At 47.7% G+C, this 24,718-nt stretch carries 26 protein-coding genes; 13 read left to right on the top strand and 13 right to left on the bottom strand.

Going from position 1 to position 24,718, the window contains the following annotated elements; genetic code table 11:
• Nucleotides 1-145 precede the first annotated feature (145 nt).
• Nucleotides 146-1,534, top strand: a complete 1,389-nt coding sequence (locus SB724_RS00455; RefSeq protein WP_410569711.1) for a hemolysin family protein — start codon at nucleotides 146-148, stop codon at nucleotides 1,532-1,534.
• A gap of 13 nt (nucleotides 1,535-1,547) precedes the next feature.
• On the opposite strand, the gene crcB is transcribed toward SB724_RS00455, so the two are convergent.
• Genes crcB through SB724_RS00470 form a run of 3 tightly spaced genes read right to left on the bottom strand, consistent with a single transcriptional unit; the run spans nucleotide 1,548 to nucleotide 3,018 of the window.
• Nucleotides 1,548-1,907: a fluoride efflux transporter CrcB gene (gene crcB / locus SB724_RS00460; RefSeq protein ID WP_032874296.1), complete on the bottom strand. Its 360-nt coding sequence runs from the start codon at nucleotides 1,905-1,907 to the stop codon at nucleotides 1,548-1,550.
• Entirely contained in the window at nucleotides 1,904-2,299 is a 396-nt protein-coding gene (locus tag SB724_RS00465) for a fluoride efflux transporter FluC (RefSeq protein ID WP_029325977.1), read from the bottom strand. Before SB724_RS00465 ends, crcB begins: the two co-directional genes overlap by 4 nt.
• A 2-nt stretch (nucleotides 2,300-2,301) precedes the next feature.
• A complete protein-coding gene (locus SB724_RS00470; protein ID WP_007610342.1) occupies nucleotides 2,302-3,018 on the bottom strand; it encodes a glycerophosphodiester phosphodiesterase in 717 nt (238 codons plus the stop codon).
• A 169-nt stretch (nucleotides 3,019-3,187) separates the two neighbouring features.
• Here SB724_RS00470 and SB724_RS00475 point away from each other — a divergent pair, with 169 nt between their 5' ends.
• The 3 genes from SB724_RS00475 to SB724_RS00485 all read left to right on the top strand — a co-directional run bounded on the left by SB724_RS00475 (nucleotide 3,188) and on the right by SB724_RS00485 (nucleotide 5,365).
• Nucleotides 3,188-3,292 carry a YhdX family protein gene (locus SB724_RS00475; protein WP_003155299.1) on the top strand — a complete coding sequence of 35 codons (105 nt, stop codon included), beginning with the start codon at nucleotides 3,188-3,190 and terminating at the stop codon, nucleotides 3,290-3,292.
• Nucleotides 3,293-3,454: 162 nt separating this feature from the next.
• Nucleotides 3,455-4,570 carry a mechanosensitive ion channel family protein gene (locus tag SB724_RS00480; protein WP_032874303.1) on the top strand — a complete coding sequence of 372 codons (1,116 nt, stop codon included), beginning with the start codon at nucleotides 3,455-3,457 and terminating at the stop codon, nucleotides 4,568-4,570.
• A gap of 63 nt (nucleotides 4,571-4,633) precedes the next feature.
• Nucleotides 4,634-5,365: an NAD-dependent protein deacylase gene (locus SB724_RS00485; RefSeq protein WP_410570522.1), complete on the top strand. Its 732-nt coding sequence runs from the start codon at nucleotides 4,634-4,636 to the stop codon at nucleotides 5,363-5,365.
• Nucleotides 5,366-5,398: 33 nt separating this feature from the next.
• Here SB724_RS00485 and SB724_RS00490 read toward each other — a convergent pair whose 3' ends face one another.
• On the bottom strand, nucleotides 5,399-6,247 hold the full coding sequence (locus SB724_RS00490; RefSeq protein WP_061581867.1) for a polysaccharide deacetylase family protein: 849 nt from the start codon (nucleotides 6,245-6,247) through the stop codon (nucleotides 5,399-5,401).
• A gap of 256 nt (nucleotides 6,248-6,503) precedes the next feature.
• Between SB724_RS00490 and dat the strand changes: the two genes are divergently transcribed.
• A complete protein-coding gene (gene dat, locus SB724_RS00495) occupies nucleotides 6,504-7,355 on the top strand; it encodes a D-amino-acid transaminase (RefSeq protein ID WP_044801676.1) in 852 nt (283 codons plus the stop codon).
• A gap of 41 nt (nucleotides 7,356-7,396) precedes the next feature.
• On the opposite strand, the gene SB724_RS00500 is transcribed toward dat, so the two are convergent.
• The gene (locus SB724_RS00500) at nucleotides 7,397-7,981 is read right to left on the bottom strand and encodes a TetR/AcrR family transcriptional regulator (protein ID WP_061581868.1); all 585 of its coding nucleotides are present in this window, start codon (nucleotides 7,979-7,981) and stop codon (nucleotides 7,397-7,399) included.
• 108 nt (nucleotides 7,982-8,089) lie between these two features.
• Between SB724_RS00500 and SB724_RS00505 the strand changes: the two genes are divergently transcribed.
• Nucleotides 8,090-8,641 carry a hypothetical protein gene (locus tag SB724_RS00505; protein ID WP_410569715.1) on the top strand — a complete coding sequence of 184 codons (552 nt, stop codon included), beginning with the start codon at nucleotides 8,090-8,092 and terminating at the stop codon, nucleotides 8,639-8,641.
• 38 nt (nucleotides 8,642-8,679) lie between these two features.
• Here SB724_RS00505 and SB724_RS00510 read toward each other — a convergent pair whose 3' ends face one another.
• Nucleotides 8,680-9,180: a universal stress protein gene (locus SB724_RS00510; RefSeq protein ID WP_410569717.1), complete on the bottom strand. Its 501-nt coding sequence runs from the start codon at nucleotides 9,178-9,180 to the stop codon at nucleotides 8,680-8,682.
• 420 nt (nucleotides 9,181-9,600) lie between these two features.
• On the opposite strand from SB724_RS00510, the gene bmrC reads away from it, so the two are divergent.
• Both bmrC and bmrD read left to right on the top strand, forming a co-directional pair.
• Nucleotides 9,601-11,358, top strand: a complete 1,758-nt coding sequence (gene bmrC, locus SB724_RS00515) for a multidrug ABC transporter ATP-binding protein BmrC (protein ID WP_410569719.1) — start codon at nucleotides 9,601-9,603, stop codon at nucleotides 11,356-11,358.
• Entirely contained in the window at nucleotides 11,355-13,376 is a 2,022-nt protein-coding gene (bmrD, locus tag SB724_RS00520) for a multidrug resistance ABC transporter ATP-binding protein/permease BmrD (protein ID WP_265972325.1), read from the top strand. The genes bmrC and bmrD overlap by 4 nt, the downstream gene beginning before the upstream one ends.
• Before the next feature lie 39 nt (nucleotides 13,377-13,415).
• Here the strand turns inward: bmrD and SB724_RS00525 are convergent, their stop codons facing one another.
• The 6 genes from SB724_RS00525 to SB724_RS00550 form a co-directional block, all read right to left on the bottom strand.
• Entirely contained in the window at nucleotides 13,416-14,036 is a 621-nt protein-coding gene (locus SB724_RS00525; RefSeq protein WP_252052739.1) for an NAD(P)-dependent oxidoreductase, read from the bottom strand.
• Between the two features lie 28 nt (nucleotides 14,037-14,064).
• Nucleotides 14,065-14,190, bottom strand: a complete 126-nt coding sequence (locus tag SB724_RS00530; protein ID WP_007610363.1) for a hypothetical protein — start codon at nucleotides 14,188-14,190, stop codon at nucleotides 14,065-14,067.
• A 101-nt stretch (nucleotides 14,191-14,291) separates the two neighbouring features.
• The gene (locus SB724_RS00535; RefSeq protein WP_014417315.1) at nucleotides 14,292-14,498 is read right to left on the bottom strand and encodes an alpha/beta-type small acid-soluble spore protein; all 207 of its coding nucleotides are present in this window, start codon (nucleotides 14,496-14,498) and stop codon (nucleotides 14,292-14,294) included.
• Between the two features lie 224 nt (nucleotides 14,499-14,722).
• Nucleotides 14,723-14,938 (bottom strand): YheE family protein, encoded by a 216-nt coding sequence (locus SB724_RS00540; protein ID WP_012117190.1) that lies wholly within the window; start codon nucleotides 14,936-14,938, stop codon nucleotides 14,723-14,725.
• A gap of 81 nt (nucleotides 14,939-15,019) precedes the next feature.
• Entirely contained in the window at nucleotides 15,020-16,378 is a 1,359-nt protein-coding gene (locus SB724_RS00545) for a YheC/YheD family endospore coat-associated protein (protein WP_007409242.1), read from the bottom strand.
• The gene (locus SB724_RS00550; RefSeq protein WP_410569723.1) at nucleotides 16,368-17,459 is read right to left on the bottom strand and encodes a YheC/YheD family endospore coat-associated protein; all 1,092 of its coding nucleotides are present in this window, start codon (nucleotides 17,457-17,459) and stop codon (nucleotides 16,368-16,370) included. The genes SB724_RS00545 and SB724_RS00550 overlap by 11 nt, the downstream gene beginning before the upstream one ends.
• 237 nt (nucleotides 17,460-17,696) lie before the next feature.
• Here SB724_RS00550 and SB724_RS00555 point away from each other — a divergent pair, with 237 nt between their 5' ends.
• A complete protein-coding gene (locus SB724_RS00555; protein ID WP_410569725.1) occupies nucleotides 17,697-18,830 on the top strand; it encodes a DUF445 domain-containing protein in 1,134 nt (377 codons plus the stop codon).
• An 85-nt stretch (nucleotides 18,831-18,915) separates the two neighbouring features.
• Nucleotides 18,916-19,266: a YlbF/YmcA family competence regulator gene (locus tag SB724_RS00560; protein ID WP_014720937.1), complete on the top strand. Its 351-nt coding sequence runs from the start codon at nucleotides 18,916-18,918 to the stop codon at nucleotides 19,264-19,266.
• 38 nt (nucleotides 19,267-19,304) lie between these two features.
• Here the strand turns inward: SB724_RS00560 and SB724_RS00565 are convergent, their stop codons facing one another.
• Nucleotides 19,305-20,444, bottom strand: a complete 1,140-nt coding sequence (locus SB724_RS00565) for a DNA alkylation repair protein (protein WP_265972317.1) — start codon at nucleotides 20,442-20,444, stop codon at nucleotides 19,305-19,307.
• 383 nt (nucleotides 20,445-20,827) lie between these two features.
• Here SB724_RS00565 and SB724_RS00570 point away from each other — a divergent pair, with 383 nt between their 5' ends.
• The 3 genes from SB724_RS00570 to SB724_RS00580 all read left to right on the top strand — a co-directional run bounded on the left by SB724_RS00570 (nucleotide 20,828) and on the right by SB724_RS00580 (nucleotide 24,699).
• Nucleotides 20,828-21,694: a Cof-type HAD-IIB family hydrolase gene (locus SB724_RS00570; RefSeq protein WP_007409237.1), complete on the top strand. Its 867-nt coding sequence runs from the start codon at nucleotides 20,828-20,830 to the stop codon at nucleotides 21,692-21,694.
• A 112-nt stretch (nucleotides 21,695-21,806) separates the two neighbouring features.
• The gene (locus SB724_RS00575; protein ID WP_265972316.1) at nucleotides 21,807-23,309 is read left to right on the top strand and encodes a coproporphyrinogen III oxidase; all 1,503 of its coding nucleotides are present in this window, start codon (nucleotides 21,807-21,809) and stop codon (nucleotides 23,307-23,309) included.
• Between the two features lie 100 nt (nucleotides 23,310-23,409).
• The gene (locus tag SB724_RS00580) at nucleotides 23,410-24,699 is read left to right on the top strand and encodes a lysine N(6)-hydroxylase/L-ornithine N(5)-oxygenase family protein (protein WP_265972315.1); all 1,290 of its coding nucleotides are present in this window, start codon (nucleotides 23,410-23,412) and stop codon (nucleotides 24,697-24,699) included.
• Nucleotides 24,700-24,718 lie beyond the last annotated feature (19 nt).

Genomic DNA, 24,718 nt, shown 5'->3' on the forward strand with positions numbered 1-24,718 from the left:
TACAAATGACAATCATGCTTTGACTTAGGAGGTGGCAGGATGGGGCCCTCTGTGTAGTCAATCACCCATTTCGTTCCTCTCGCTTAAGAAAAAACGATGAAATCAGGAGGTGACGTCCTTATCCTTCAATTCGGGATAAGGTGAAATGGACGATATTGACAGTTTGATTTTAATCGGTGTGCTCATTGCGTTAACGGCATTTTTCGTGGCGAGTGAATTTGCGATCGTCAGAGTGAGGAGATCCAGAATCGATCAGCTCATCTCAGAAGGGAACAGACGGGCGGTGCTCGCAAAGCGTATCATTACGGATCTTGATGAGTATTTATCCGCCTCGCAGCTTGGCATTACACTCACATCCATCGGGCTCGGCGTACTGGGAGAGCCTGCATTTGAGCGGATGCTTCATCCTGTGTTTCAGGGCATGGGGCTCCCGGATTCTGCTGAGCATGTGATTGCTTTTGCTGCGGCGTACGGGCTGATTACGTTTCTACATGTCGTCGTCGGTGAGCTTGCGCCTAAAACGGTTGCGATTCAAAAAGCGGAAAAGCTGACGTTATGGATTGCCGGACCGCTTCGGTTATTTTACGTGTTCATGTTCCCGTTTATTTGGGTGCTGAACGGCTCCGCGAGAATTCTGACCGGTTTGGCCGGATTAAAGCCGGCATCTGAGCATGAAGGCTCCCACTCTGAAGAAGAGTTGCGGATTCTGCTGTCAGAAAGTTTAAAAAACGGAGAAATCAATCCGTCTGAATATACATTTGTGAATAAAATTTTTGATTTTGATAATCGGATCGCCAAGGAAATCATGATCCCGAGAAAAGAAATCGCGGCTATTTCCACTGATATGGACGTGCCGGAAATGCTTGATATGATGCTGAAAGACAAATATACGCGCTGGCCCGTAACGGACGGGGACAAAGACAGTGTCATCGGCATGATCAATACGAAGCATCTCTTTTCAGATTTGCTGTTTATGACAGAAGATGAAAAAGCGGAAGTATCCATCACATCTTACGTCCGCCCGGTGATTGAAGTCATCGAGACGATCCCGATACACGACCTGCTGATAAAAATGCAGAGAGAACGGATTCATTTGGCGATATTGTCTGATGAATACGGCGGAACGTCCGGTCTTGTGACGACCGAAGACATCCTTGAAGAAATCGTCGGCGATATCAGAGACGAATTTGATGAGGACGAACAGCCGCAGATTCAAAAGCTGTCCGAACGCCATTATGTGCTGGACGGAAAGGTTCGGATTGATCAGGTGAATCATCTTCTCGGCGCAGGGATTGAAGAGGAAGTCGACACGATCGGCGGTCTTGTGCTGAAACGGAATATTGACATCTGTGCGGGTGAGTCGATACAAATCGGGGGATACACTGCCCTCATATTAGAAATGGACGGCCGGTTTATTAAACAGCTTGAACTCAAAGAAGAACAGGGCCGCCCGGGCGGTCAGGGAACAATAAACCGCCAGCTGCCTGTGCCTGAAACGGTCATGCTTCATAACGCAACCTTGAGCGAAAAATAAGCTCAAGGTTTTTTTAAATGGACATGATAATGAAGCCGCACCAGAACGCCAAAAGGCTTCCGGCTGCTGAAACAGCGATGTAGAGCAGGCTTTCCTTTATGCGGTTGTTCATCATCAGCTGCACGGCTTCAATACTGAACGTGGAAAAGGTCGTAAACGCACCGAAAAAGCCGGTCGCGATGATGATGCCGGCGGAAGGATTATCCAGGCCCAGTCCGGTGAACATGCCGAGGCCGAAGGAGCCGAGCAGGTTGACCGCAGCCATTCCAAGCGGAATCGGAAAACTTTTTGTTCTTTCTGAAATTGTTTTACCCAGCAGAGACCGTAATACCGCTCCGATACCCGCTGCGATAAGCATCAGGACAATCGTCATGGTGTATCATGCCCCCTTCCCGCTGCGTGAAGGGCAATCCGCCGTCCCAAAAAAATGCCGGCGTATGCAAGGGCAAGACCAGCGAATAAAGTCGCGGCAGCATAACAAAAAGCCGCTGCGGGAGACGATTGCAGCAGAAAAATGGTTTCTTTTGCGAAGGTTGACATCGTTGTGAAACCTCCGCAAAAACCGGTTCCTAAAAAGGCGGTCAAAAGAGGGCGTTTAGCCCGAATGATGAAATAACCCGTAATAAGACCGAGTAAAAGGCTTCCCGCCGCGTTTTCGAGGAAAGTGGCCGCCGGGAAAGAACCGCTGTGAATGTGCGCGCTCATTTCAAAGCGGAGCAATGCGCCAAGCGCGCCTCCGATAAAAATTGCGATGTATTGTTTCATAATCAGCCATCCTTAGAAATAAAATCCGGAAAATCAGTTACAATGCCGTCAACTGCCATCATTTGCAGCTTTTCGGCCGTCTTTTGATTTCTGACCGTCCAGGCAAATACTTTCAGGCCGTGTCTGTGAGCGGTGGAAATCAAGAACCGATTCAGACGGGTATATTTAATATTGACATAATTTACGGCTGATTTGTAGGCGTTCAGCTGGTTTTTGGAAAACATCCCAAAGCTGGGTCTTGCAATAATTGCAGTCGGAACGGACGGATACATGCCGTGAAAGGTCTGAATCGACTTGAGGCTGAATGATTGAACGATAGGGTGGATGGAAAAGGAAAACCTGCTTAACAGCTGGCCGACTGCTTTTTCAAGACCGACTTGAGAAACGTGCCCCTTCAGTTCAATTAAAAATCCGATTTCAGAATGATAACGCTTCAGAACCTCTTCGAGCAGGGGAATCCGCTCCCCTTTAAACTCAGCCCCATACCAGCTGCCGGCATCCAGAGACTGCAGCTTCTTCAGCGTAAAATCTTTTACAAAACCGGAGCCGTCCGTCGTCCGGTCGACTTTGTCATCATGGATGACGACAATCTGACCGTCTTTTGTGAGCTGGACGTCAAGCTCAATGAAATCAGCGTTCATTTCGGCAGCGATATCAAATGCCGCAAATGTATTTTCGGGCGCGTAACCGGAGGCGCCGCGATGAGCGATGGTATACAAGCTTGTCAGCTCCCCTCATGGGCATTTCTGTTATTATATCAGATTCGTATATGCACAGCGATTCAAACTGGTGAATGTGCAAAACAGTATTTTTTTGGAATAAAGATAGTGCTTTTTTCGGTTTACAATCCGCATTGATGATTTATAATGGCAAAAAGGAGGCGAGATCATGGGAAAAGGGAGATTGAAAGTGGAAGAAAGAATTAAGGCCGAAACCGATGCTGAAATCCAAAAAGCGACTCTCCTGAAACAGACACAATCAAAGAAGAAATAGTGCCTGACCCTGTTGTATCTGGCTGAAAGATGAACGAATGTGTGAAAACCCCGGCTGTGCTCTGATGCCGGGGTTTTTCAGGCTGCCTAAAGACATTAAAAGAAGCTGATGTCCGAATGTTTTAGTATAATAGATTTTCGACAAGACAAAGGAGCATATGCCATGATGACACAATTTCAGAGCTTTTTTACGCTTGACCATATTTCGCAGATCAGTATCAGCATCGGAATTTTAGCGGCTTTTCTCGTTTTGAGAAAACTGTTTGTCAAATACTTTTTTCAGCTCATTTACAAATTGGCGAACAAGCCGAAAACCGACATATTCAAACAGATTGCCGTAGCGTTTGACAAGCCGGCCAGATGGTTTTTCGCGGCGCTGGGTCTGTTTTTGGCGATTGAGTATTCGCCGTTTTTAGACGGGCAGATGGACATTGTCAAAAAATTGTACCGCTCTCTGATCGTTGCGCTGATCGCCTGGGGGCTTTGCAATCTGACATCGGCGTCTTCGTTTTTATTTCATAAAGTCAATCAGCGCTTTGAGCTTGATATGGATGACATTTTGGCGCCGTTTTTATCCAAGGTGCTGCGCTTTGTCATTCTCGCGCTCAGCGTCAGTGTAATCGCGCAGGAATTCAATTATGATGTAAACGGGTTCGTGGCCGGACTCGGACTTGGCGGATTGGCCTTCGCGCTTGCGGCTAAAGATACGATCAGCAATTTTTTCGGCGGCATTATCATCATTACGGAAAAGCCGTTTACGATCGGCGACTGGGTCGAGACGTCATCTGTGACGGGGGGCGTTGAAGATATCACATTCCGAAGCACAAGGTTCCGCACGGCGCAGGGGGCGCTTGTTACCGTACCCAATTCAACGCTGTCCATGGAAGCCATCACAAACTGGACGAGGATGACGAAGCGCCAGGTCACGTTTTCCGTTCGTGTTTCTTATGCGACGCCGATTGATCGTCTAGAGCGGTGCATCACAAGGCTCAGAGAAATGCTTCGTGAACATGAAGGCGTGCATGATGATACGATTATGGTTAACTTTGACGTGTTTGCGGACAGCTATTACAATCTGTTTTTCAACTTTTACACAAAGACCATCGTCTGGGCGGAAAGCCTGGACGTGCGGCAGGATATCAACCGCCGGATTATTGATATTTTTGCTGAGGAAGGCGTGGAGTTCGCCTATCCGGGCCAGAATGTATTCGTAAAACAAAAAAGCCACGATGATCCGGTTCATGTGAAGGATCATTCCGGAGAAAAAGAACGGGCATAACAGGCGCCGTTCTTTTTTCATGATATGATAAAAAGAAAAGGCGGTGGAAGAGTGGAAGCGTTTATGACATTGATCAATCAGGCGGAACGTATCGTGGTGCTGACGGGAGCGGGAATGAGCACGGAATCCGGCATTCCTGATTTTCGTTCGGCGGGCGGTATATGGACCGAAGACACCTCCAGAATGGAAGCGATGAGCAGGGAATACTTTGAACGCCGTCCGTGTGAATTCTGGCCTAAATTCAAACAGCTCTTTCAGATGAAAATGAGCGGAAGTTATGAGCCGAATGCCGGCCATACGTATTTGGCGGATCTTGAAAAGCGGGGAAAGCAGGTAGACATTTTCACGCAGAATATTGACGGGCTGCATAAGAAAGCGGGAAGCAGCAGTGTCTATGAGCTTCACGGTTCAATTCAGACCGCCGCATGCCCCCGCTGCGGAGCTCGCTACGGGCTTTCTCATCTGCTGAAGGACGAAGTGCCGGAATGTACGGCGGAAATCGGTAATCATGCGGTATGCGGCACCGTATTAAAGACGGATGTCGTGCTGTTCGGCGATCTCGTTCAGCATTTTGAAACCCTTTATGAAAAGCTTGATAAAGCTGATCTTCTTCTTGTGATCGGCACTTCGCTTGAAGTGGCGCCGGCAAGGTTTGTCCCTGAGGATGCGGGCCGGATTCCCGGTTTGAAGCAGGTGATTATTAACCTTGAGCCGACATATTGCGACCATTTATTTGACCTTGTCATCCATGAGAAGATCGGTGAATTTGCAAAACGAATCAGCGCCGCGACATAAAAAAAGCCGGATCATATACAGATCCGGCTTTTCTTATTCATGGACGGGAATCATTTGATCCGTCAGAACATCAAAGGAGTAGCCCTGGGCTTTCAGTTTTTGGATCAGGCTAGGCAAAGCGTGCACCGTCGCAGGCAGATCGTGCATTAAAATGACATGCGGCCTGCTCGTATGAACGCTTTCCAAATATGCGAGCTGATTTAATACTTCCGGCACGTACCGTGCGTTTTTGTACTTCCAGTCTTCACTGTCTATCGTCCAGTCCCAGTACACGAATCCGCCTTTTTCGAGATTCTTAATCTGGGCATCCGTCAATGACGGTTTACTGCCGTAAGGCGTGCGGACAAGATCCGTTTTTACTCCGGTGATTGCCTCGAGTGTATCGCGTCCCTGCTGCATTTCGTTCAGCGGTGATGTCGGTGTTTGATAAAACAGGTGATTATCGTGCGTCACGCCGTGCAGGCCGAGCGCGATTCCTTCCTGCTTCGCTCTTTGCACGGAATGCTGATAGGCTTTCATCCGCGGTTCAAGCATAAAAAAAGTGGCCTTTGCGCCATTTGCCTTCAATACATTCAACAGCTGTTCAGTATATGGAGACGGCCCGTCGTCGAAGGTTAAATATACCGTTTTTTTCTCTGGGTCACGCTCTCTCTGCAAATGTTTCATTAAGACGTCGGGAGAATCATTTTTCAGCCGCAGGCTTTCTGCTTCATCCCGAAGCTGCCCGTTTGCGGTCACAGTGACCTGTTTGTTTTTTGCGGCGGAAGCGGAATATCCCATTATGACGATTACCAGAAGCAGTCCGCACAAAACTGCTAAACTCGTAAGTTTAAAAGCCAATGAAAACAGAGAAGGGGAAGCACCTTCTTTTGTGTTGCGCATAACAATCTCTCCAGTAGCATAAATTTCTGCATAATGCCGATAACAGCGGAGGCTTGCGAAGTGCCATAAGTTAACAGCATATGTATGTCGAATCAAGTATACAGGAACAAAACTGGAAAAGACATAGAAAAGATGTCGAATAATAAGATTTTAAGAAAAAAATAAACTCTGCGGCCGGCTCGTTCAGTATGATAGAATAGTTGACAATAACAGCTGAGAATGCACATCACGGCAGATAACGATGAGGAGGGTTTACATGAAGACATTAGTAAACGGCCAGTTGATTGATCGTGAAGAAGCGGCAGTTGATATTGAGGACCGCGGATATCAATTCGGTGACGGTGTGTATGAGGTCATCAGAGTGTACAACGGCGCCTTATTCGGTCTGCGCGAGCATATTGACCGTCTTTTCAGAAGCGCCGCAGAAATCGGCATCACCCTGCCTTTCTCCGCAGAGGACATAGAATGGGATCTGCAAAAGCTCGTACAGGAAAACAAACTCATTGACGGCGGGGTCTATATACAGACGACGAGAGGGAAGGCGCCGCGGAAGCACCAGTATGACGAAGGATTGGAACCGCAGACGACGGCATACACCTTTTCAGTGAAAAAACCGGAAAATGAACAAAAAGCCGGAGCGCAGGCCATAACGGCGGAAGACAAACGCTGGCTGAGGTGTGACATTAAGAGTCTGAATTTACTGTATAATGTGATGATGAAACAAAAAGCCTATGAAGCAGGCGCTTATGAAGCGGTGCTGATAAGGGACGGAGCGGTCACGGAAGGAACCTCTTCCAATGTATACGCCGTCATAAACGGCACTGTCCGGACGCATCCTGCAAATGAGCTGATTTTAAACGGCATTACGCGGATGAAACTGTTAGAGCTGATGAAAGAAAACGGGATTGAGGTGCGGGAGCAGGCTCTTACCGAAGACGAACTCAGGGATGCGGATGAAATTTTCATCTCGTCAACGACGGCTGAACTAATCCCGATCGTAACCCTTGACGGAAAACCGGTCGGAAGCGGAGTGCCGGGACCTGTAGCCAAAACGATTCAGGAGGCTTTTCAGTCGCACATTCAGCAGGAGCTCGGCGTTCAGTCATAAGCTGAAAAAAGGCCGGAACACATCCGGCCTTTTTGCTTCAGTCAGATAAAAAGAGATTCGATATGCTGAACGAGCACACGGGAGATCTTCTCTTTTGAAAGACGCTCAGGTTCAAGCATGGCATGCAGCGCCAATCCGTCGGCGATGGCGTACATTTTCTCCGCTTCGATCTCTTTATCAAGATTCGGTTTCAGAAGCTTATTTTCATCCAGCCAGTCAATCAGACATCGGATATATGCCAAGATCCCGTCCTGCTGGGGTTGAAACTCTTCTCCCTTATGTCTGGCATAAGCTGTGAAAGCGAACCATACCTCCATTTCAGCCATCGTTTCTTCATCTGTCGGGATGATTTCAAGCATCAGACGCACCGCTTTTTCTTTCGGCGGCAGATCTTTCATGGCAACTTCGTTAATTCTGGCGGCCGCTTTTTCTTTTACGAGTGTCATCGCATACCCTAAAAGCTCATCCTGGGTGGTGAAATAGTGCCTCAGCGCGCCTAAAGAAAGACCCGCTTCCTGGGCGATGTTTCTCACTGTCGCTCCTTCCATTCCCCGCTCCAAAATCGTCCGCCAAGTGGCTTCGGCTATTTGTTTTCTTCTTTTTTCATGATCGATTATTTTAGGCATGGTTCCAGTGTAACAGGAAATATTTTTTCTTGCAATTTTGTAATACAGTTGTATTAAATAAAAAGCAGTGATACAATGCATTTTAGAAAACGATAAGGGGGAACCGGATTGAACGCGATTGCTTGGTTGATTGTCATTTGTGAGGCTGCTTTTTGGGCGGCTGTCATCTTCGGATTGGTGGCGCGCTATATATTCAGGCGGCAAAAGCTCGGAATGTTTTTTTTCGCTCTCATTCCTTTATTGGATGCCGTACTGTTTCTGGCGGCCGCAGCTGATTTATACAGAGGGGCGGCGGCGACTATGGCGCATGCGGTGGCGGCCATTTATATCGGAGTGTCTGTCGCCTTCGGGAAAAGCATGATTCAATGGGCGGATGAGCGGTTCCGCTATTATGTGGTCAAGGAAGGGGCAAAACCGGTCAAACGGTACGGACTGGATTATGCCAAACATTATGCGAAAGGATGGGGAAGACATGTATTAGCATTTGTCATCGGCGGCGTTCTTTTAGCCGGAACGGTATTTCTCATTCAGGACGCTTCCCGCACCGAAGCGCTAAGCGTACTGTTAAAGGGCTGGTCTGTTGTATTGTGCATCGATTTTTTGATCATGGCGAGTTTTTTTGTGATGCCGAAAAAAAGAAGAAACAGCCGGGAGCTGTAAAAAAAGCAGCTTTTGATTAAGCTGCTTTACAGAAAGAATTATTTTACGATCAGCACGGGAATATCGGATTTCGATGACAGTTTTTCACTGACACTTCCGAATAAAAGTTTTTTCAGCCTGTTCTGGTCCCGGCTCCCCATGACGATCAAATCCGCCGATATACGGTCGGCATGCTCGATAATGGCATCAGCGGGATTACCTTCTAAAATGTCGATATCCCCGTCAATCTGGCTGTCGTTCATCAGCATTCTCGCTTCCGCAACGATTTCTTCCGTACGGTCTTCATAAATCATCGGATCAGGGGAGATTCTTTCCGCCTGGAGCGGGTCAGGAACGCTTGCAATCCCGCCGCCGATATACGTTGCCCCGGCTCCCGGCCTCGGGGGATCAACAATCGTCTGGGTATCTTTTGCATTGTGGGAATGTACGACCGTTAAATCCGCGTGAAACGTTTTTGAAAGGTCTATGGCTTTTTGGAGCGCTTTTTTACTATCATCACTTCCGTCAAAAGCTGCTATCAACCGGTCCGCGTGAAACATCGGCCTCATCCTTTCAGTAAAAAAGGTTTGTTTTACAATACCCGAATGGCAGAAATGTAAAACCTGCATTGACAAAAAAAGGATTTGTTTATATGATGAAGGAACAATATAGGAAAAAGGAGGTATGGATCATGTCAAAACTAATGCTTGTCAACTCATCTTCAGCTGAATACCGGCGTGACTCCCATACAGCTTCCGTTTTCTGAACATTTGCTTAAAAACGGGGCAGTCGCGCATAAACGGCGGGTCTGTACCTTATTTATAATAATAAGAGGCATGGAGCTGAGGCTTCATGTCTTTTTTTATACAAAAAAATGAAAGAAAGACAGGTGTGATGCATGTGGCGGTATTAGCGAAAACAATGAAAAACAATCCGGAAAAGCTTGAGGGCGGCTGATTGATGAAAGGGGATGACGGTATTTGTTTACTGTATTAAAAAAGCTCGCGTGGTTTTTTAAAGCCTATTGGCTGCGCTATACGACAGCGATTGTTCTGTTATTGATTGTGAATGTCATTGAAATGTTTCCGCCTAAACTTCTCGGTAACGCGATAGACGATATGAAGGCGGGCGTGTTTACAAAAAGCGGGATGCTGTTTTACATATGTGTTTTTCTCGCATTAACGGCAGCCGTCTATTTACTGTCTTATTTTTGGATGTATCAGCTTTTCGGCGGGGCGAATGTCATGGAGAAGATTCTCCGTTCAAAGCTGATGGGAAGGCTTCTTCAAATGTCACCGCCGTTTTACGAGAAATACAGAACGGGCGATTTAATAGCGCGGGGGACAAATGACTTGCAGGCCGTCAGTATGACGACGGGCTTCGGGGTCTTAACGCTCGTTGATTCGACGATGTATATGCTGACGATATTTTTGACAATGGGGCTTCTCATCAGCTGGAAGCTGACATTTGCCGCGATTATTCCGCTGCCGATAATGGCGGCTGCGGTCAGCCTGTACGGAAAAAAGATCCATGAGCGGTTTACGGAAGCGCAGGATGCTTTCGGATCATTAAATGACAAGGTGCTGGAGTCGGTATCCGGCGTCCGGGTCATCCGGGCATTCGTGCAGGAAAAAAATGATGTCAGCCGGTTCGGTGATATGACGGCGGATGTATATGAGAAAAATATGAAGGTGGCGTTTATCGATTCACTTTTTGAACCGACTGTGAAACTTCTCGTCGGCCTCAGCTATCTCATCGGTCTCGGCTACGGCGCTTATCTCGTTTTTCAAAACCGGCTGACGCTGGGAGAGCTGGTATCGTTTAACGTGTACCTCGGAATGATGATCTGGCCGATGTTTGCGATCGGAGAATTAATCAATATCATGCAGCGCGGAAATGCCTCCTTGGATCGTGTGAATGAGACGCTTTCCTATGAGCCTGACGTGACGGCACCAAAGCACCCCGCCGGCATCAAGGAGCCCGGGCGTCTTGTTTTTGAACAAGTGACTTTCACGTATCCGAGCGGAGCGGGACCGGCGGTTTCCGATGTATCTTTTTCCGTAGAAAAAGGGCAGACACTCGGCATCGTCGGGAAGACGGGAAGCGGAAAGACGACGATCATTAAGCAGCTGTTGCGTGAATATCCGCCCGGGGCGGGTGCAATCACGTTTACAGGCGTACCGATTCAGGAGATTCCGCTCGAGGAGCTCCGCGGGTGGATCGGCTATGTGCCGCAGGATCATATTTTATTTTCAAAGACTGTAAAAGAGAATCTGCTTTACGGCCGGCAGGATGTAAACGAAGAGGAAATCGGCAGCGCGCTGAAAGATGCGCATTTTGAAAACGATATCGGTATGCTTTCCGACGGGCTTGAGACGCTTGTCGGTGAGAAGGGCGTAGCGCTCTCTGGCGGACAAAAGCAGCGCATCTCAATTGCGAGAGCGCTTTTGACCGATCCTGACATTCTCATATTAGATGATTCGCTTTCTGCCGTAGACGCGAAAACGGAAGCCGCCATCATTGACAGCATCCGTAAAAAACGGCGGCATAAAACAACGATTATCACCACCCACCGGCTCTCGGCAGTTGAACACGCAGATCTCATTCTCGTCATGGATGAAGGCCGGGTGTCTGAAAGAGGCACGCACCGGGAGCTATTGGCGCAGAACGGCTGGTATCGTAAACAATATGAGAGGCAGCAGCTGTCCTCTCTTGAAGAAGGGGGGACGGGCGCATGAAGACCGGGAGAAGATTATGGAATTACGCGCTTCAATATAAGAAGCTGCTGATATGGGCGGTCGTCCTGCTCATTATTGCGGTCGGCACTGAGCTGACCGGCCCGTTTATCGGAAAAAAAATGATTGACGACCACATTCTCGGCATTGAAAAAACATGGATTAAAGCCTCTGCGGACGATCCGGGCGCCGTCAGGTTCCGGGGGCATGATTATGTCAGGGAGGACCGGCTCAAACCGGGGGCGGACAAAACCGGAGAGGCGCACATTTATCAAGTCGGTGCGGGCTACTATTTTGTTGACCGTCCCGTCAGTTTTGACGGAAACCGTTCAGTGTCTGACGGCCGGCTGACAATATCAAACGGTAAAGAAAGCAGGTCATATCCCGCCATTACGTTATCAAGACAGGAGATTTTTCAATTTTACCGTCCCGAAATAAAAGGATTGCTGACGTTGACCGCCATTTACGCGGGACTGCTCATGTTTTCCGTATGTTTTCATTACGGCCAGCATTATCTGCTGCAGATGGGAGCGAACCGGATCATACAGCGCATGAGGCAGGATGTATTTTCACACATTCAGAAAATGCCGATCCGCTACTTTGATAATCTGCCTGCCGGAAAAGTCGTGGCCCGCATTACGAATGACACAGAAGCGGTCAGGGATTTATATGTAACGGTGCTGTCGACATTTATCACAAGCGGCGTTTATATGCTCGGCATTTTTACGGCGCTGTTTATGCTTGACGTCAGGCTGGCCGCCGTTTGCCTGCTGATTATTCCGATTTTAATGATCTGGTCGGTTGTCTACCGCAAATACGCATCCGTCTTCAACCAAAAAATCCGTTCCATTAACAGTGACATCAATGCGAAAATGAACGAGTCCATTCAAGGGATGCCGATTATTCAGGCGTTCCGCCGAGAGAAGGAAACGATGAAGGAATTTGAAGAATTGAATGAAGCTCATTTCCGCTACAAAAACAAAATGCTGTCCTTAAATTCCCTCATGTCCCACAGTCTTGTCAATGTGTTGCGCAATCTGGCGTTTGTCGGGCTGATCTGGTATTTCGGGGGCGCGAGTCTGAGTGCGGCCGGAATTGTTTCAATCGGTGTTTTATATGCATTTGTTGATTATTTAAACCGTTTGTTCCAGCCGGTTACGGGGATTGTCAACCAATTTTCAAAGCTTGAATTGGCCCGTGTCTCTGCCGCCAGGGTATTCGAGCTTTTACAGGAGGAGGAAACGGAAGAAGAAGGCGCTCCCGCAGACAGAAAGGCGAAAGGAACTGTGGAATTCCGCGATGTTTCTTTTGGATATCGAAAGGGAGAAGAGGTGCTGAAACACATCAGCTTTACAGCTGAAAAAGGGGAGACGGTCGCCCTCGTCGGCCATACGGGGTCCGGCAAAAGCTCCATCCTGAATCTTCTGTTCCGTTTTTATGATGCTCAAAAAGGGGATATTCTGCTGGATGGTCAGAGCATATACGGCATGTCAAGGCAGGAGCTGAGGTCGCATATGGGCATTGTGCTGCAAGACCCGTATCTTTTCTCGGGCACGATCGGCTCCAATGTGACGCTCGATGATCAGCGTATTTCTCTGGAGCAGGCGGAAGAAGCGCTTCGCCAAGTCGGTGCCGCAAGCCTTCTGCAATCTTTGCCGAAGGGCATCAGAGAGCCCGTCACCGAAAAAGGCGGCACCCTGTCCTCAGGCCAGCGTCAGCTGATTTCTTTTGCAAGAGCGCTTGTGTTCGATCCGGCCATTTTAATTTTGGATGAGGCGACGGCGCACATTGACACCGAAACAGAAGCAGTCATTCAAAAAGCGCTGCAAGTGGTTCAAGAAGGGCGCACGACATTTATTATCGCCCATCGGCTTTCCACGATCAGACACGCAGACCAGATTCTCGTGCTGGAAAAGGGCCGTATTATTGAAAAGGGAAGCCATGACGAATTAATGGCGCAAAAGGGGCAGTACCATCAAATGTATGAATTGCAGAAAGGAACGGCGAAGTCCGCGGTGTAATCGGAAAGGGTGAATCTAAAGATTCGCCCTTTTTTTCATTCAGTAAGCCAGTCCCACCCGTTTTCTGACAAACTGAGGGCTGATCAGCTCACGGTACAGAAAATGCGCCGTGTCTCCGACGGTGATTTCAGCGCCGTCTTCAGGAAGGCGATCCTGTTCGAACCGGTAAACTCCGGCAGCATCTCCGTCAGGAAGGTAGGTGGGACAGATGATCGTCCAGTCAAGATCCTCTGCCAGCAGCATCTCGTATACGCGGGCGTGTTCCTTTGCGGCTCTTGTTGATTTTCGTTTTGATTCTGCCGATTCAAAACGGTATTGATCAGGCATAAGCCGTGACTGAAGGATACCCGCGGTGCCGATCGTAATCAGACGCTGAACATGATGCCGTTTCATGCCGTCTATTATATGGGTCATAGCGGCTGAAAGGGTATCGTCACCGTCCGTGCCGAGACAGCTCACGACTGTGTCCGCTTTGGAAATCAATCGGCTTACATCTTCCCGCCGCCTCGCATTCCCTGTTATGATTTGTTTTTCAGGAATGGGAAGGACTGTTCCGGCTGATCTGACAAGAGCGAATATCTCCATATGTCCATGTTTCTGCGCTTCTTTTATAAAAGCCTGTCCGACTCTTCCCGTTGCTCCGAATAAAGCGATGTTCATGTAAAAAACCTCCTCGCCGCTCATTATATCATTCAAAGCAGCGGGGAAAAGAATACCTGTGAATAAACGGGAAATGGTGGGCAACATATTCATTGACCAAAGAAACACTTACGAACTGAAACAGCTCCCAATTGACTGAGGCAATGAATGACATGTTTTCCCTCCTTTTTTCCTAGGGTATGTGGGATAGGAAAAAAGGGTGACGGCATAAAAGAAGACGCGGTATCCCGCGCCTTCTGTAAGCCATTTATTGAGTTATTGTACGCCTTGGCCGCCCATGCTCTGCTGTGCGAAAGATACTAGACGTTTAGTGATTTCTCCTCCGACAGAACCGTTTGCACGAGAAGTTGTTTCTCCGCCAAGGTTTACGCCGAACTCAGAAGCAATTTCGTATTTCATTTGGTCGATTGCTTGAGCAGCGCCAGGTACTACTAGTTGGTTTGAAGAGTTGTTGTTTGCCATTTGTATGATCTCCTTTATAAAGTAATATGGTTGGGTTTGCTGGAATTGCACCAGCCGATGATTTCCGGAATGAAAACCATTGCCAGCTCGGCTTCACCCAATGCTGTTTGCCGCTTTGTACTACGTATTATGGTGAATCAAACGGCATCTCATTCGGAAAACGGTGTGGTAAATAGCGGAAGGAAAAAGAAAAGCCCAGCCTGGTGCGGCTGAGCTTTTAGCTTTCAGTCATATATGTGATAAAGCATTAATTCATGCAGCTCTTTTACGAGAGCCGGCTCTTCTTTTCCCGGATGTGTGTGTCCCCATTCAATGTCTCCGGACTTATGGTAAATCCCTTCGTAATGCGTACCCTGCCAGTAAAATGAAATCCGCCATCCGGGCAGTTTCTCTTTTTTGAATAACGGTTTCCAGCTGAAGTGCGAAATCATGACGTTCACGCTCCTTATGGGAAATGTTGATCTTGTTCATTGTAGCTCATCGTTCATTGCCTGTCCCGGGTAAACCTAAAAAAGACAGCCTCACCGCCAAAGTTTTTCCGGGGCGGTGATGGACCGTTCTGATAAATACGACGCGTATTCAAAATTTCTCCGTTTTGTCAGGTAATCGACCGATCTCAGCTTCGGATGGGAAAAAATGCTGCGCCCGGGGCGGGAATTGGCTTCAAACATCCAAACTTTCCCTGAATGATCGACACCGAGGTCAAAACCGATTTCGCCGATAAAACCTTCAATGTGCTCATTTAACACGCGGCTGACCGCCAAGGCGGCTTTTGAAAGTTTCCGCATCATGCCGACTCTCTCGCGCGGATCACCGTATAATTCAGCTAACGTCCTGACTTCTCCGCCGGTTGCCAGATGCGTCGTGATGCTGTTTTCACCGGAAATTTTTGCCGCAATGGCCGTCACTGTCCATTTTCCTTCGGCGTTTTTATTCGTGTGCACCCTGAAATCGACGGGGCGCCCATCCAGCCGGATCAGGTCAATGCCTTGCTGAATTAAAAATGCGGACGGGTCATTGTTTTCTTTAAATGATGTCATGAAGGATGCCGCATCTGAATACTCTGCCGTCACCACCGTTTTTTCCTCATTCGTGTGTTTGACAGATAAGCCGGCATCTGTTTTTTCCACCTTGTAAATCCCCGTTCCGAGTGCGCCGTCTGCAGGTTTGATATAGACGGTGCCAAACGTGCTGCATAACGTCTCTAACGCTTCCGCATTCGGGTGCAGGACAGATTTTGGCAGAAGTGAAGCGGTGAGACTGTTTTTTTCCAGAAGCTTATGAATGTCCCACTTATTAAAGAATTGCGGATTAAACCACGGAATCTGATAGTCATTCATCAGCCTCTGTTTTGTCTGCTGTAAAAGCGGAACTTCTTCCGTTTTTCGGCTGGGGAGCCTGTCATATACGACATTCGGAAGCGGGACGGCCGTCCGCTTCCAGCTGTTTTCTTTATAAATCAGCGCTTGGACGGTGCCTTCTTCCCAGTTGATCTGATGGGCCCCGAAAACGAAACAATATCCGTTCGCCTGTTCATGAAGAGAGAGCATCTTGGAAAAGAAGGCTGTACGGTCTCTTAATGGGCGGGACGGCGATGATGTGAACCCGGCTGTGAAAACGCCGATCAGCGGTCCGATGTGCACCGTCTGGCCGTGTATGAGAAAGTCAGCCCGGCTTTTATGCGGTATCAACAGCTCCTCAAACAAATCTTCAGAAAGGAGCGCGCTTTTTTCAAGTGATTGAGAAAAGGCTACACGGCATTTGACAACCTTGGTCCCGAAGGCAGCGGATAAAAGCCCTTCCCGTTTCATGGAGGAGGGGAGAAACAGCGTATTTTTGCTTTTTTTATCGATGCCGACAATCATCCCTTTATGATTCACGCGGTAATACTCCTTTCCGGCTTTCCTGTGACTGAAGCTCACGGAAGCGTCTCAGCGGACTCGTATACAAATCCTCTTTCGCCTCCGGAGCCACGCTTAAAATAGCTTTCCGTCCCGGCTTTGAGTTGACATCCAAAAGCCAGATGCGTCCGTCTTTGGCGTAACAAATATCGAGCCCCAGCTCAAACAGCGGCCCGAACCGTTCGTCAAGGAAATAAGGGACGGATTGGGTGATCGAAAAGACATCATCCAATAAAACGGCCTGCTGCTTTCTCGGAATTTCCTCAAACCATGTGTCAAACTTAATCGGTTCGGATCCTCCGGGCAAATGAGATAAAAGACCGTTCTGATAACCCCTTCTGACCGCTTTTCCGACCGTTTCCCAAACGCCTGACTCCGTTTTGCGCATGAAAATGCGGATGTCGCACGGATGCCGCTCTTTATCCTGGATATTTAAGTAGGATTGAAGCAAATAGCGGTGCTGCAGCACTTTTTTGCACCAAGACTTAAAAGACACGTGATTGGAAAATGATTTTGTTTGTTTGTTTTTTCCGATATAGTAAGTGGCCGTAATTGATTTTTTGCCTGTTTCAAGCAGGATGATGCCTCTGCCTCCCGCGCCGAAAGCGGGCTTAAGTATACATGCTTTTTCCTTGGCTAAGTATGATTGCACCTGTTCATAGCGGCTGACTTCGGCCGTTTCAGGAATATAGGGACTGATCAGATGATGCTTTTGGAGCGCATCCGTGATCGTCCATTTATCAGGAAGCCCCCGGCCGATAAATTCCGTTTTCCGATATTTTTTCAGCCATTCGACGATCGGTTTGGCTTTTTGCGCTTCAGCGGATTTTCCGTAAAAACAGCGGTCGTAAATATATTCGGGAATATCGATTTCCGTTTCGTTCCACTTTCCGCTTTGCGGGTGATAGACGAGCGCTTTCACGCGCAAAGAATCCGGAAATATATCAAACGGTGTAAAGCGGGCTAAGCGCACATTATATTGAGGCGCTCTTTCAGCCAATTCCCCGGCGTAATCTTCTTCGTGCCGGCGGGATACAGACATAAAACCGAGTGTTGTCATATTATTACTCCCCCTTTATTCAAAAAGCCGCTGATGGAACGGCCCTTCCATCCAATAAATATGCTAAGCGCATCATAAAAGATGATCTACTGTAAAGAGTACGAAACAGCATCTTGCCTTATTCCTCACAAACAACAATTCAGGTTCTTCATTTGCCCGCATGCCCGCCAGCCTCTATAATACGAATAGATATATCATCAAGAAAATAGAACATTAGATGGAGGCAGAAGAAAAGGAATGGGCATAGCAGGAACGTTTCTATTTATGATTGTGATCGGAGCCGCGATCGGTGCGGTGACAAATCATTTTGCCATTCAGATGTTATTTCGTCCGTACCGGCCGTATTACCTGTTCGGAAAACGGGTTCCGTTTACGCCGGGGCTGATCCCGAAAAGGCGGGATGAATTGGCAAAACAAATGGGGCTCATGGTGACGAACCACCTTTTAACCCCGGAAGGAATAAAAAAGCGGCTTTTATCAGATACCGTTAAAAACCAGGCGCTTCTTTTCGCCGAACAATTCACGCAAAAAATGGCCGCTTCCGAGATGACGATGCACGAAGCTTTGGCCGCCGCGGGCATCCGGAATCCGCAGGAAAAGACGGATGCCTGGATTGACCGTTTTACCGATGAAAAGCTTTCGGACCTTTACCGGAAATATGAGCACCGCGCCATAAAAGACTGGCTTCCTGATGAGCTTCAGGAAAAGCTGGATGAAAAAATCCCGCTGGCCGCAGATTATATCCTGAAGCGGAGCATCGATTATTTTGAAAGCGAAGAAGGGAAAGACAGGCTCGGAAATATGATTGACGACTTTTTGAATTCCCGGGGGATGCTCGGCGGCATGGTGCAGATGTTCCTCGGCAATTCAAGCTTGGCAGACCGTGTGCTGCCTGAGCTGTTAAAGTTTTTGCGCAATGAGGAAACGAAAAAGCTTCTGGCTGATCTGCTTTCTCAAGAATGGGGCAAGCTCAAATCTTATACACTTTATGAGGCCGATGAAAAGTGGAATGCGAAAGATCTGCTGTTCAGCATGAAAAAGCGGGCTTTGGCCGCACTTCAAACCGCGCCCTTTTTCGAATGCCGGCTCGGTGACATCATCTCCCGTTATGAAGGGGAGATTACGGGGACGTACGCGCCGAAGCTGCTTGATGCGGCACTCGGCGGTATTGCCGCTCATTTGGAGGATGTGCTGAAACGGCTGCGTCTTGAGGAAGTGGTCAAAGAGCAGGTTGATCAGTTTCCCGTTGAACGGCTGGAGGAAATGGTGCTGTCGATTTCCAAGAGAGAATTTAAGATGATAACGTATTTAGGCGGTTTGCTCGGCGGGATAATCGGAGCAATTCAGGCTTTGTTTGTCATTCTTTTCTAAGGAAAACATACGCCGATGATGAAAGTCGCTCCGCAGTCTGTTATAGTGGAGTGGTATGTCCGAAAGGAAGAAAGGAGCGGTTATTATGGCAGTTCATTTTTATGATGCAGCATATGATCTTGAAAAAGCTTTGCGAAACAGTGATGAATACAGCCGTCTGAGAGGGCTTTATGATCAAGTAAACGCAGATGAATCCGCAAAACGCATGTTTGATAACTTCCGCAATGTACAGTTGCAGCTTCAGCAGAAACAGATGTCAGGTGAAGAAATCACTCAGGAAGAGGTAGAGCAGGCACAAAAAACGGTTGCTCTCGTACAGCAGCATGAATTGATTTCTCAGCTGATGGAAGCGGAACAGCGCATGAGCATGCTGATCGGCGAGTTAAACAAAATCATTATGAAACCTCTTGAAGAGCTTTACGGCAGCCCGGAATAAGCTCCACACCCCTCCATCTATGAAATGGAGGGGTTTTTTTATTCAACAGAAAAATCAAGCGAACCTTTTACCGTTCCGTTAATGATGACAGACAGAGTGTGAATTCCCCGATAATGCTTGCGGGTGGTTAAATCTTTAAGGGAATGATGTTTGCTGAAGGTTTTTACGTCTCCGTTATCCATGGCGGACTCCGACATCTTAAACACCTTGCGGCTGCGGTGCCCCCTTTTCTTTACAAAATCAATCGCGTATTCAACCCTGACTTTTTGCCGGGCGGATGAGCGGATCTGAAAAGAAAAATGTATGCTTGTTCCGATGGCGGCCGTTTCCGAATTCAATGTAAAACGTTCCAATGAAATCCGGGAGGCGTCTTCAAACCCGAAAACCGCAAGCGCCTGTTTGTCTCCTCTTTTTAACAGTGTCCTGCAGGCGTGCTTCAAAATCCAGTCCGTGTGCGGACAGCTTCCGAACCGCTCGGCTGCGATCTGTACCAGAAGATCCGGATGTGTTTTGGAGATGTCATTCAGGTTATTCGCCACGCTTTTTCTGACATATAACGAGTCATCCTGCATCAAGCGGTCCAGAACAGGGAGAATCGGAGAAGGATCTTCAAGAAGAGCCGGAATGGAGATTCCCCATGGCAGGCGCGGTCTTGAGCCTTCGCTGGCAAGCCTTCTGACATGTTCGTCCGGATGCTCCGTCCAGGAAAGGAACTCTTTGAACATCCGCTCCCGGTCAAGCCTGATATACGGGCGGACCGCAAATTCGGAAGTGGAAAAACGAGTGAAATACTGAAGCGCCTTCATGGATTCGTCCCAGTGATCCGTTCCGTACTGTTGGACATAATCGGGAAAAATAATCCCGGCGAGCCCTGAGAAGTGGGGAGCTGTCTCATATAAGACGTCAAGCGCCCGTATGTAATCCTTCGGCAGTGTTTCATATAGAGAGTCTGTGATCCGGCGCATCCGCTGTTTTAACGTCAGTCCGGACCAATCTTCCTGAAACATCAGCGCCCGGCACTTGTCCCGCTCAAAAGCCGGATACGCCGATTTGATTCTGTTGAACAGTGCTTCTGCAAATTCTTCGTTATAAATATCTTTTAATAGAGACATGACAGTCACCGCTTTTTTTCTTTTATTATATGAGAATGTATGTTCTCTTTCAACTTTATCATACATTCAGCATAGATATTTCTTCTGATTTTTTTAGTTAAAAAAACCCTTGTTTTTTAATAATATAATTGAGATAATAACTCTGAAAGCGCCTACACTTACAGATGATCTAAGGATACGGTCGCCTATACTGCCTGGTATGTTAAGGGGTAGCAACAGAGAGTAAGTGAAACGAGCGCATCAACGGTCAAATAAGGGGTTCCTGATATATTTCGTAAATAGAAATACACATTGGGGAGAAGGCAGCAAATCGATCGTATCCCAACAAAACGACAGTTCAAAGTCTGCTTGAGGCAGGCTTTTTTGCTGCGGAGAAAAGGTTGTTCTAAACAAAGAGACAGGGTCATATCCTAATGACAAGTACAGTCATCAAGGAGGGGGACTTCTCTGTGTCAAAACAAATGCTGGCGTTAAATATAGACGGAGCGCTTCTTCGCTCTAACGGCAAACTTCATCAGACGACAAAGGATGCCATCGAATACGTCAAGAAAAAAGGAATTTACGTCACACTGGTCACAAACCGCCATTTTCGCTCCGCTCAAAAAGTGGCGAAAATATTAAAGCTGAATGCAAAATTGATTACCCACAGCGGCGCATACATTTCTGAAAAAATAGATGAGCCGTTTTTTGAAAAGAAAATATCAGAAGATCACACGTTTAATATTGTTCAGGTGCTGGAAAGCTATCCATGCAATATCCGGCTTCTTCACGAAAAATATTCGATCGGAAACAAGAAGAAAGTGAACTCCAATCTGGTCGGGAAAACGATGATTCACCCGTCTGACCCGATTTTTTATCCGGTGCAGTTTGTCGAATCATTAAGTGACCTGCTCCTTGATGAGCCGGTTTCAGCGCCCGTCATTGAAGTGCATGCCGAAGATGGCCTGCAGGCTGATATAACGGATACGATAATGAAAGCATTCCCGGCCGTCGATGTGATCCGCGTCAACGGAGAAAAACTGAACATCGTGCCTAAAGGGGTTTCAAAAGAAAGCGGACTTTCGATGGTCGCCGCTGATCTCGGGCTTTCAATGGAAGAGGTTGTGGCTATCGGCCATCAGGAAGATGATCTGCCGATGATCGAGCTGGCCGGTCTCGGCGTCGCGATGGGGAATGCCTCAAATGAATTAAAAAGAAAAGCGGACTGGGTGACAAGGTCAAATGATGAACAGGGAGTCGCCTATATGATTAAGGAATATTTCCGCATGCAGCACCGCAAAGGCTTTCTCGATAAGTTCCATATGAAACGGCCGTAATCAAGAGCCGCAGACGCGAACCGCCGGTCTGCGGCTTTTTCGCGGATTGATTTTAGCCTGTTCTTTCTGTACACTAAAGAAAGTTTTGAATCTGAAAAATAAGGTGATCACATTGCAAATAAAAATAGACGGCATCACGGATGACAGGCTGCATCGTCCGCTGCAAAACATCGCGAATTTATTTTTTGAAGAGTGTGTTCTTGCGTACGGCGAAACGGAGGAGCCCTCTGATCTCGTCATCTCACTTGCCATTTCTCAAGATGCAGACAGCGTGTCGGTATCCGGAGAAATCAAAGGAACCGGCGAAAAGGAACATCACACGAAACCGCTTCTTGCCGGATGGAGCGAAAAAGAAGTATTTAAACAGGTGAAAAACACGCTGTCATATGTCTACTTAAATCTTCTTCAATCGCATACGGGCATGACACAAAAATGGGGAATCTTAACCGGCATCAGGCCTACTAAACTTCTTCATAAAAAGCTGCAGAGCGGCCTGACAAAAGAAGAGGCGCACGCCGATCTGAAAAAAGATTATTTGATCCATGATGAAAAAATCAATCTGATGCAGGAGATCGTCGACCGCCAGCTCGCTGCGGTTCCCGATCTGTACCGCGTCAAAGATGAAGTCAGCATATATATCGGCATCCCGTTCTGCCCGACGAAATGCGCCTACTGCACGTTTCCGGCTTATGCCATTCAAGGACAGGCGGGAAGAGTCGGCTCCTTTTTATGGGGGCTTCACTATGAAATGCAGAAAATCGGAGAATGGCTGAAACGGCATGATATCAAAGTGACGACCATTTATTTCGGCGGCGGCACGCCGACAAGCATTACCGCTGAAGAAATGGATCTTTTATATGAAGAAATGGTCCGCTCTTTCCCGGATGTCGCGAATACCAGGGAGATTACCGTTGAAGCGGGCCGTCCCGACACGATTACGGAGGAAAAGCTGGCCGTTTTAAATAAGTATAAGATTGACAGAATCAGCATTAACCCGCAATCTTATGAAAACGAAACGCTTAAGGCCATCGGCAGACACCATACAGTTGAAGAAACCATCGAAAAATATCATCTTTCCCGCAAACACGGCATGAATAACATCAACATGGACCTGATCATCGGCCTGCCGGGAGAAGGGACGGCTGAGTTCAGGCACAGTCTTGAGGAAACGGAAAAGCTGATGCCTGAATCTTTGACCGTTCATACGCTTTCTTTTAAACGGGCGTCAGAAATGACGAGAAACAAGCATAAGTATAAGGTTGCCGACAGACAGGAAGTGTCCCGCATGATGGATGACGCCGTCCGCTGGACAAAAGAGCACGGCTATACGCCGTACTACTTGTACCGGCAGAAAAACATTCTCGGAAACCTTGAAAATGTCGGCTACTCCTTCCCTGGTCAGGAAAGCATCTACAACATTATGATTATGGAAGAAGTGCAGACGATTATCGGTATCGGCTGCGGCGCGGCAAGCAAATTCATTCATCCGGAAACCGGAAAAATCACGCACTTCGCCAATCCGAAAGATCCGAAATCATATAATGACCGATTCGAGCATTATACAGAAGAGAAAATCAAATACTTAGATGAGATGTTCGTCAAATCTGCATTATAATATCAAAAACGGCACGGAATCAGCGTGCCGTTTTTTTATGTTTAACCGTCTGCAAAAACGGGAAAAGACCATCAGACTGTTATTCGTAAGAGGTGTAATTATGTATGATGTCATAGGAGCGGGAATCGGGCCGTTTAATTTAGGGCTTGCCGCATTGTTAGAGGATATACCAGGAACAGACGCTCTTTTTTTCGATAAAAAGAAAGAATTTGCGTGGCATCCCGGTCTATTAATTAAAGGGACGGATTTACAGGTGGCGTTTCTGGCGGACCTGGTCACGCTCGCCGATCCGAAAAGCCGCTACACGTTTTTAAACTTTCTCCATGAACATGACCGGCTGTACCGGTTTTATACGTTTAATGAATTTGATATTCCGAGACGGGAATTTAACGACTATTTGAGCTGGGCGGCTTCAGAAATCAAATCATGCCGTTTCGGCTCAGAGGTAATCGGTGTGAAAAATGCCGGCGACCATTATGACGTCAGCGTCAAGAACATTGAGGACGGAAGCATCAGTGTCTATCAAACGAAGCATTTCGTCATGGGGACGGGGTCTGAGCCGCTTATTCCCGCAGAGATTGCTGACGAAGCGCGTCAGAACACGATGGTCAGCACGGAATATTTGTTTCGGAAAGACGAGCTCGCCGGCGCCGAATCAATTACAGTAGTCGGCTCCGGACAGAGCGCCGCGGAGATCTTTTCTGACTTATTGCACGATGAACAATACCGCCGCAGCCGGCTGCAATGGGTGACACGCTCCGCCGGATTTCGAGAATTGGAAACCGCCAAGCTCGGGCAGGAAATGTTTACACCTGATTATGTGGAATATTTTAACCGCCTGCCTTTTAAAGAACGGCTGAACACACTCCCTGAGCTGGACGGACTGCGCCACGGCATTGATTCTGACACACTTGCCGCCATTTACGATGCCCTGTATCACAGATCGATCAGCGGAGGTTCGCCTGACGTGTATATTCAGCCGATGGCGGAGCTTGAAAAAATTGAAAAGCAAAACGGGCGCTGCGTACTGAGCTTTCATCAATGGCAGATGGATGAAACCTTTACGGCCGATTCAGAAAAAGTGATATTGGCGACCGGCTTTAAACCTCATATTCCGGAATGGTTTACGGCAATTGCCCCCGATATCGAATGGGAGGATGAGAAACGGTTTAAAGTGACGGCCGATTCCCGTCTTGTCTTTAAGGACGACAGGCGGCATCATTTTTTCACATTAACGAATCTTGATCATGCTCACGGAACGGGCGCTACGAATTTGAAGCTGTCTGTTTACAGAAACCAAAAAATCATCAATACCATTCTGGGAAAAGAGCATTTCTCCATTAATAAAAAAACGGCTTTTCAGCAATTTCTTCCCGCTCAAAAAAACTGACCTCTTATGAAGAGGTCAG

The organism is Bacillus sp. SIMBA_031 (genome assembly GCF_046535225.1).
Lineage (GTDB): Bacteria > Bacillota > Bacilli > Bacillales > Bacillaceae > Bacillus > Bacillus velezensis.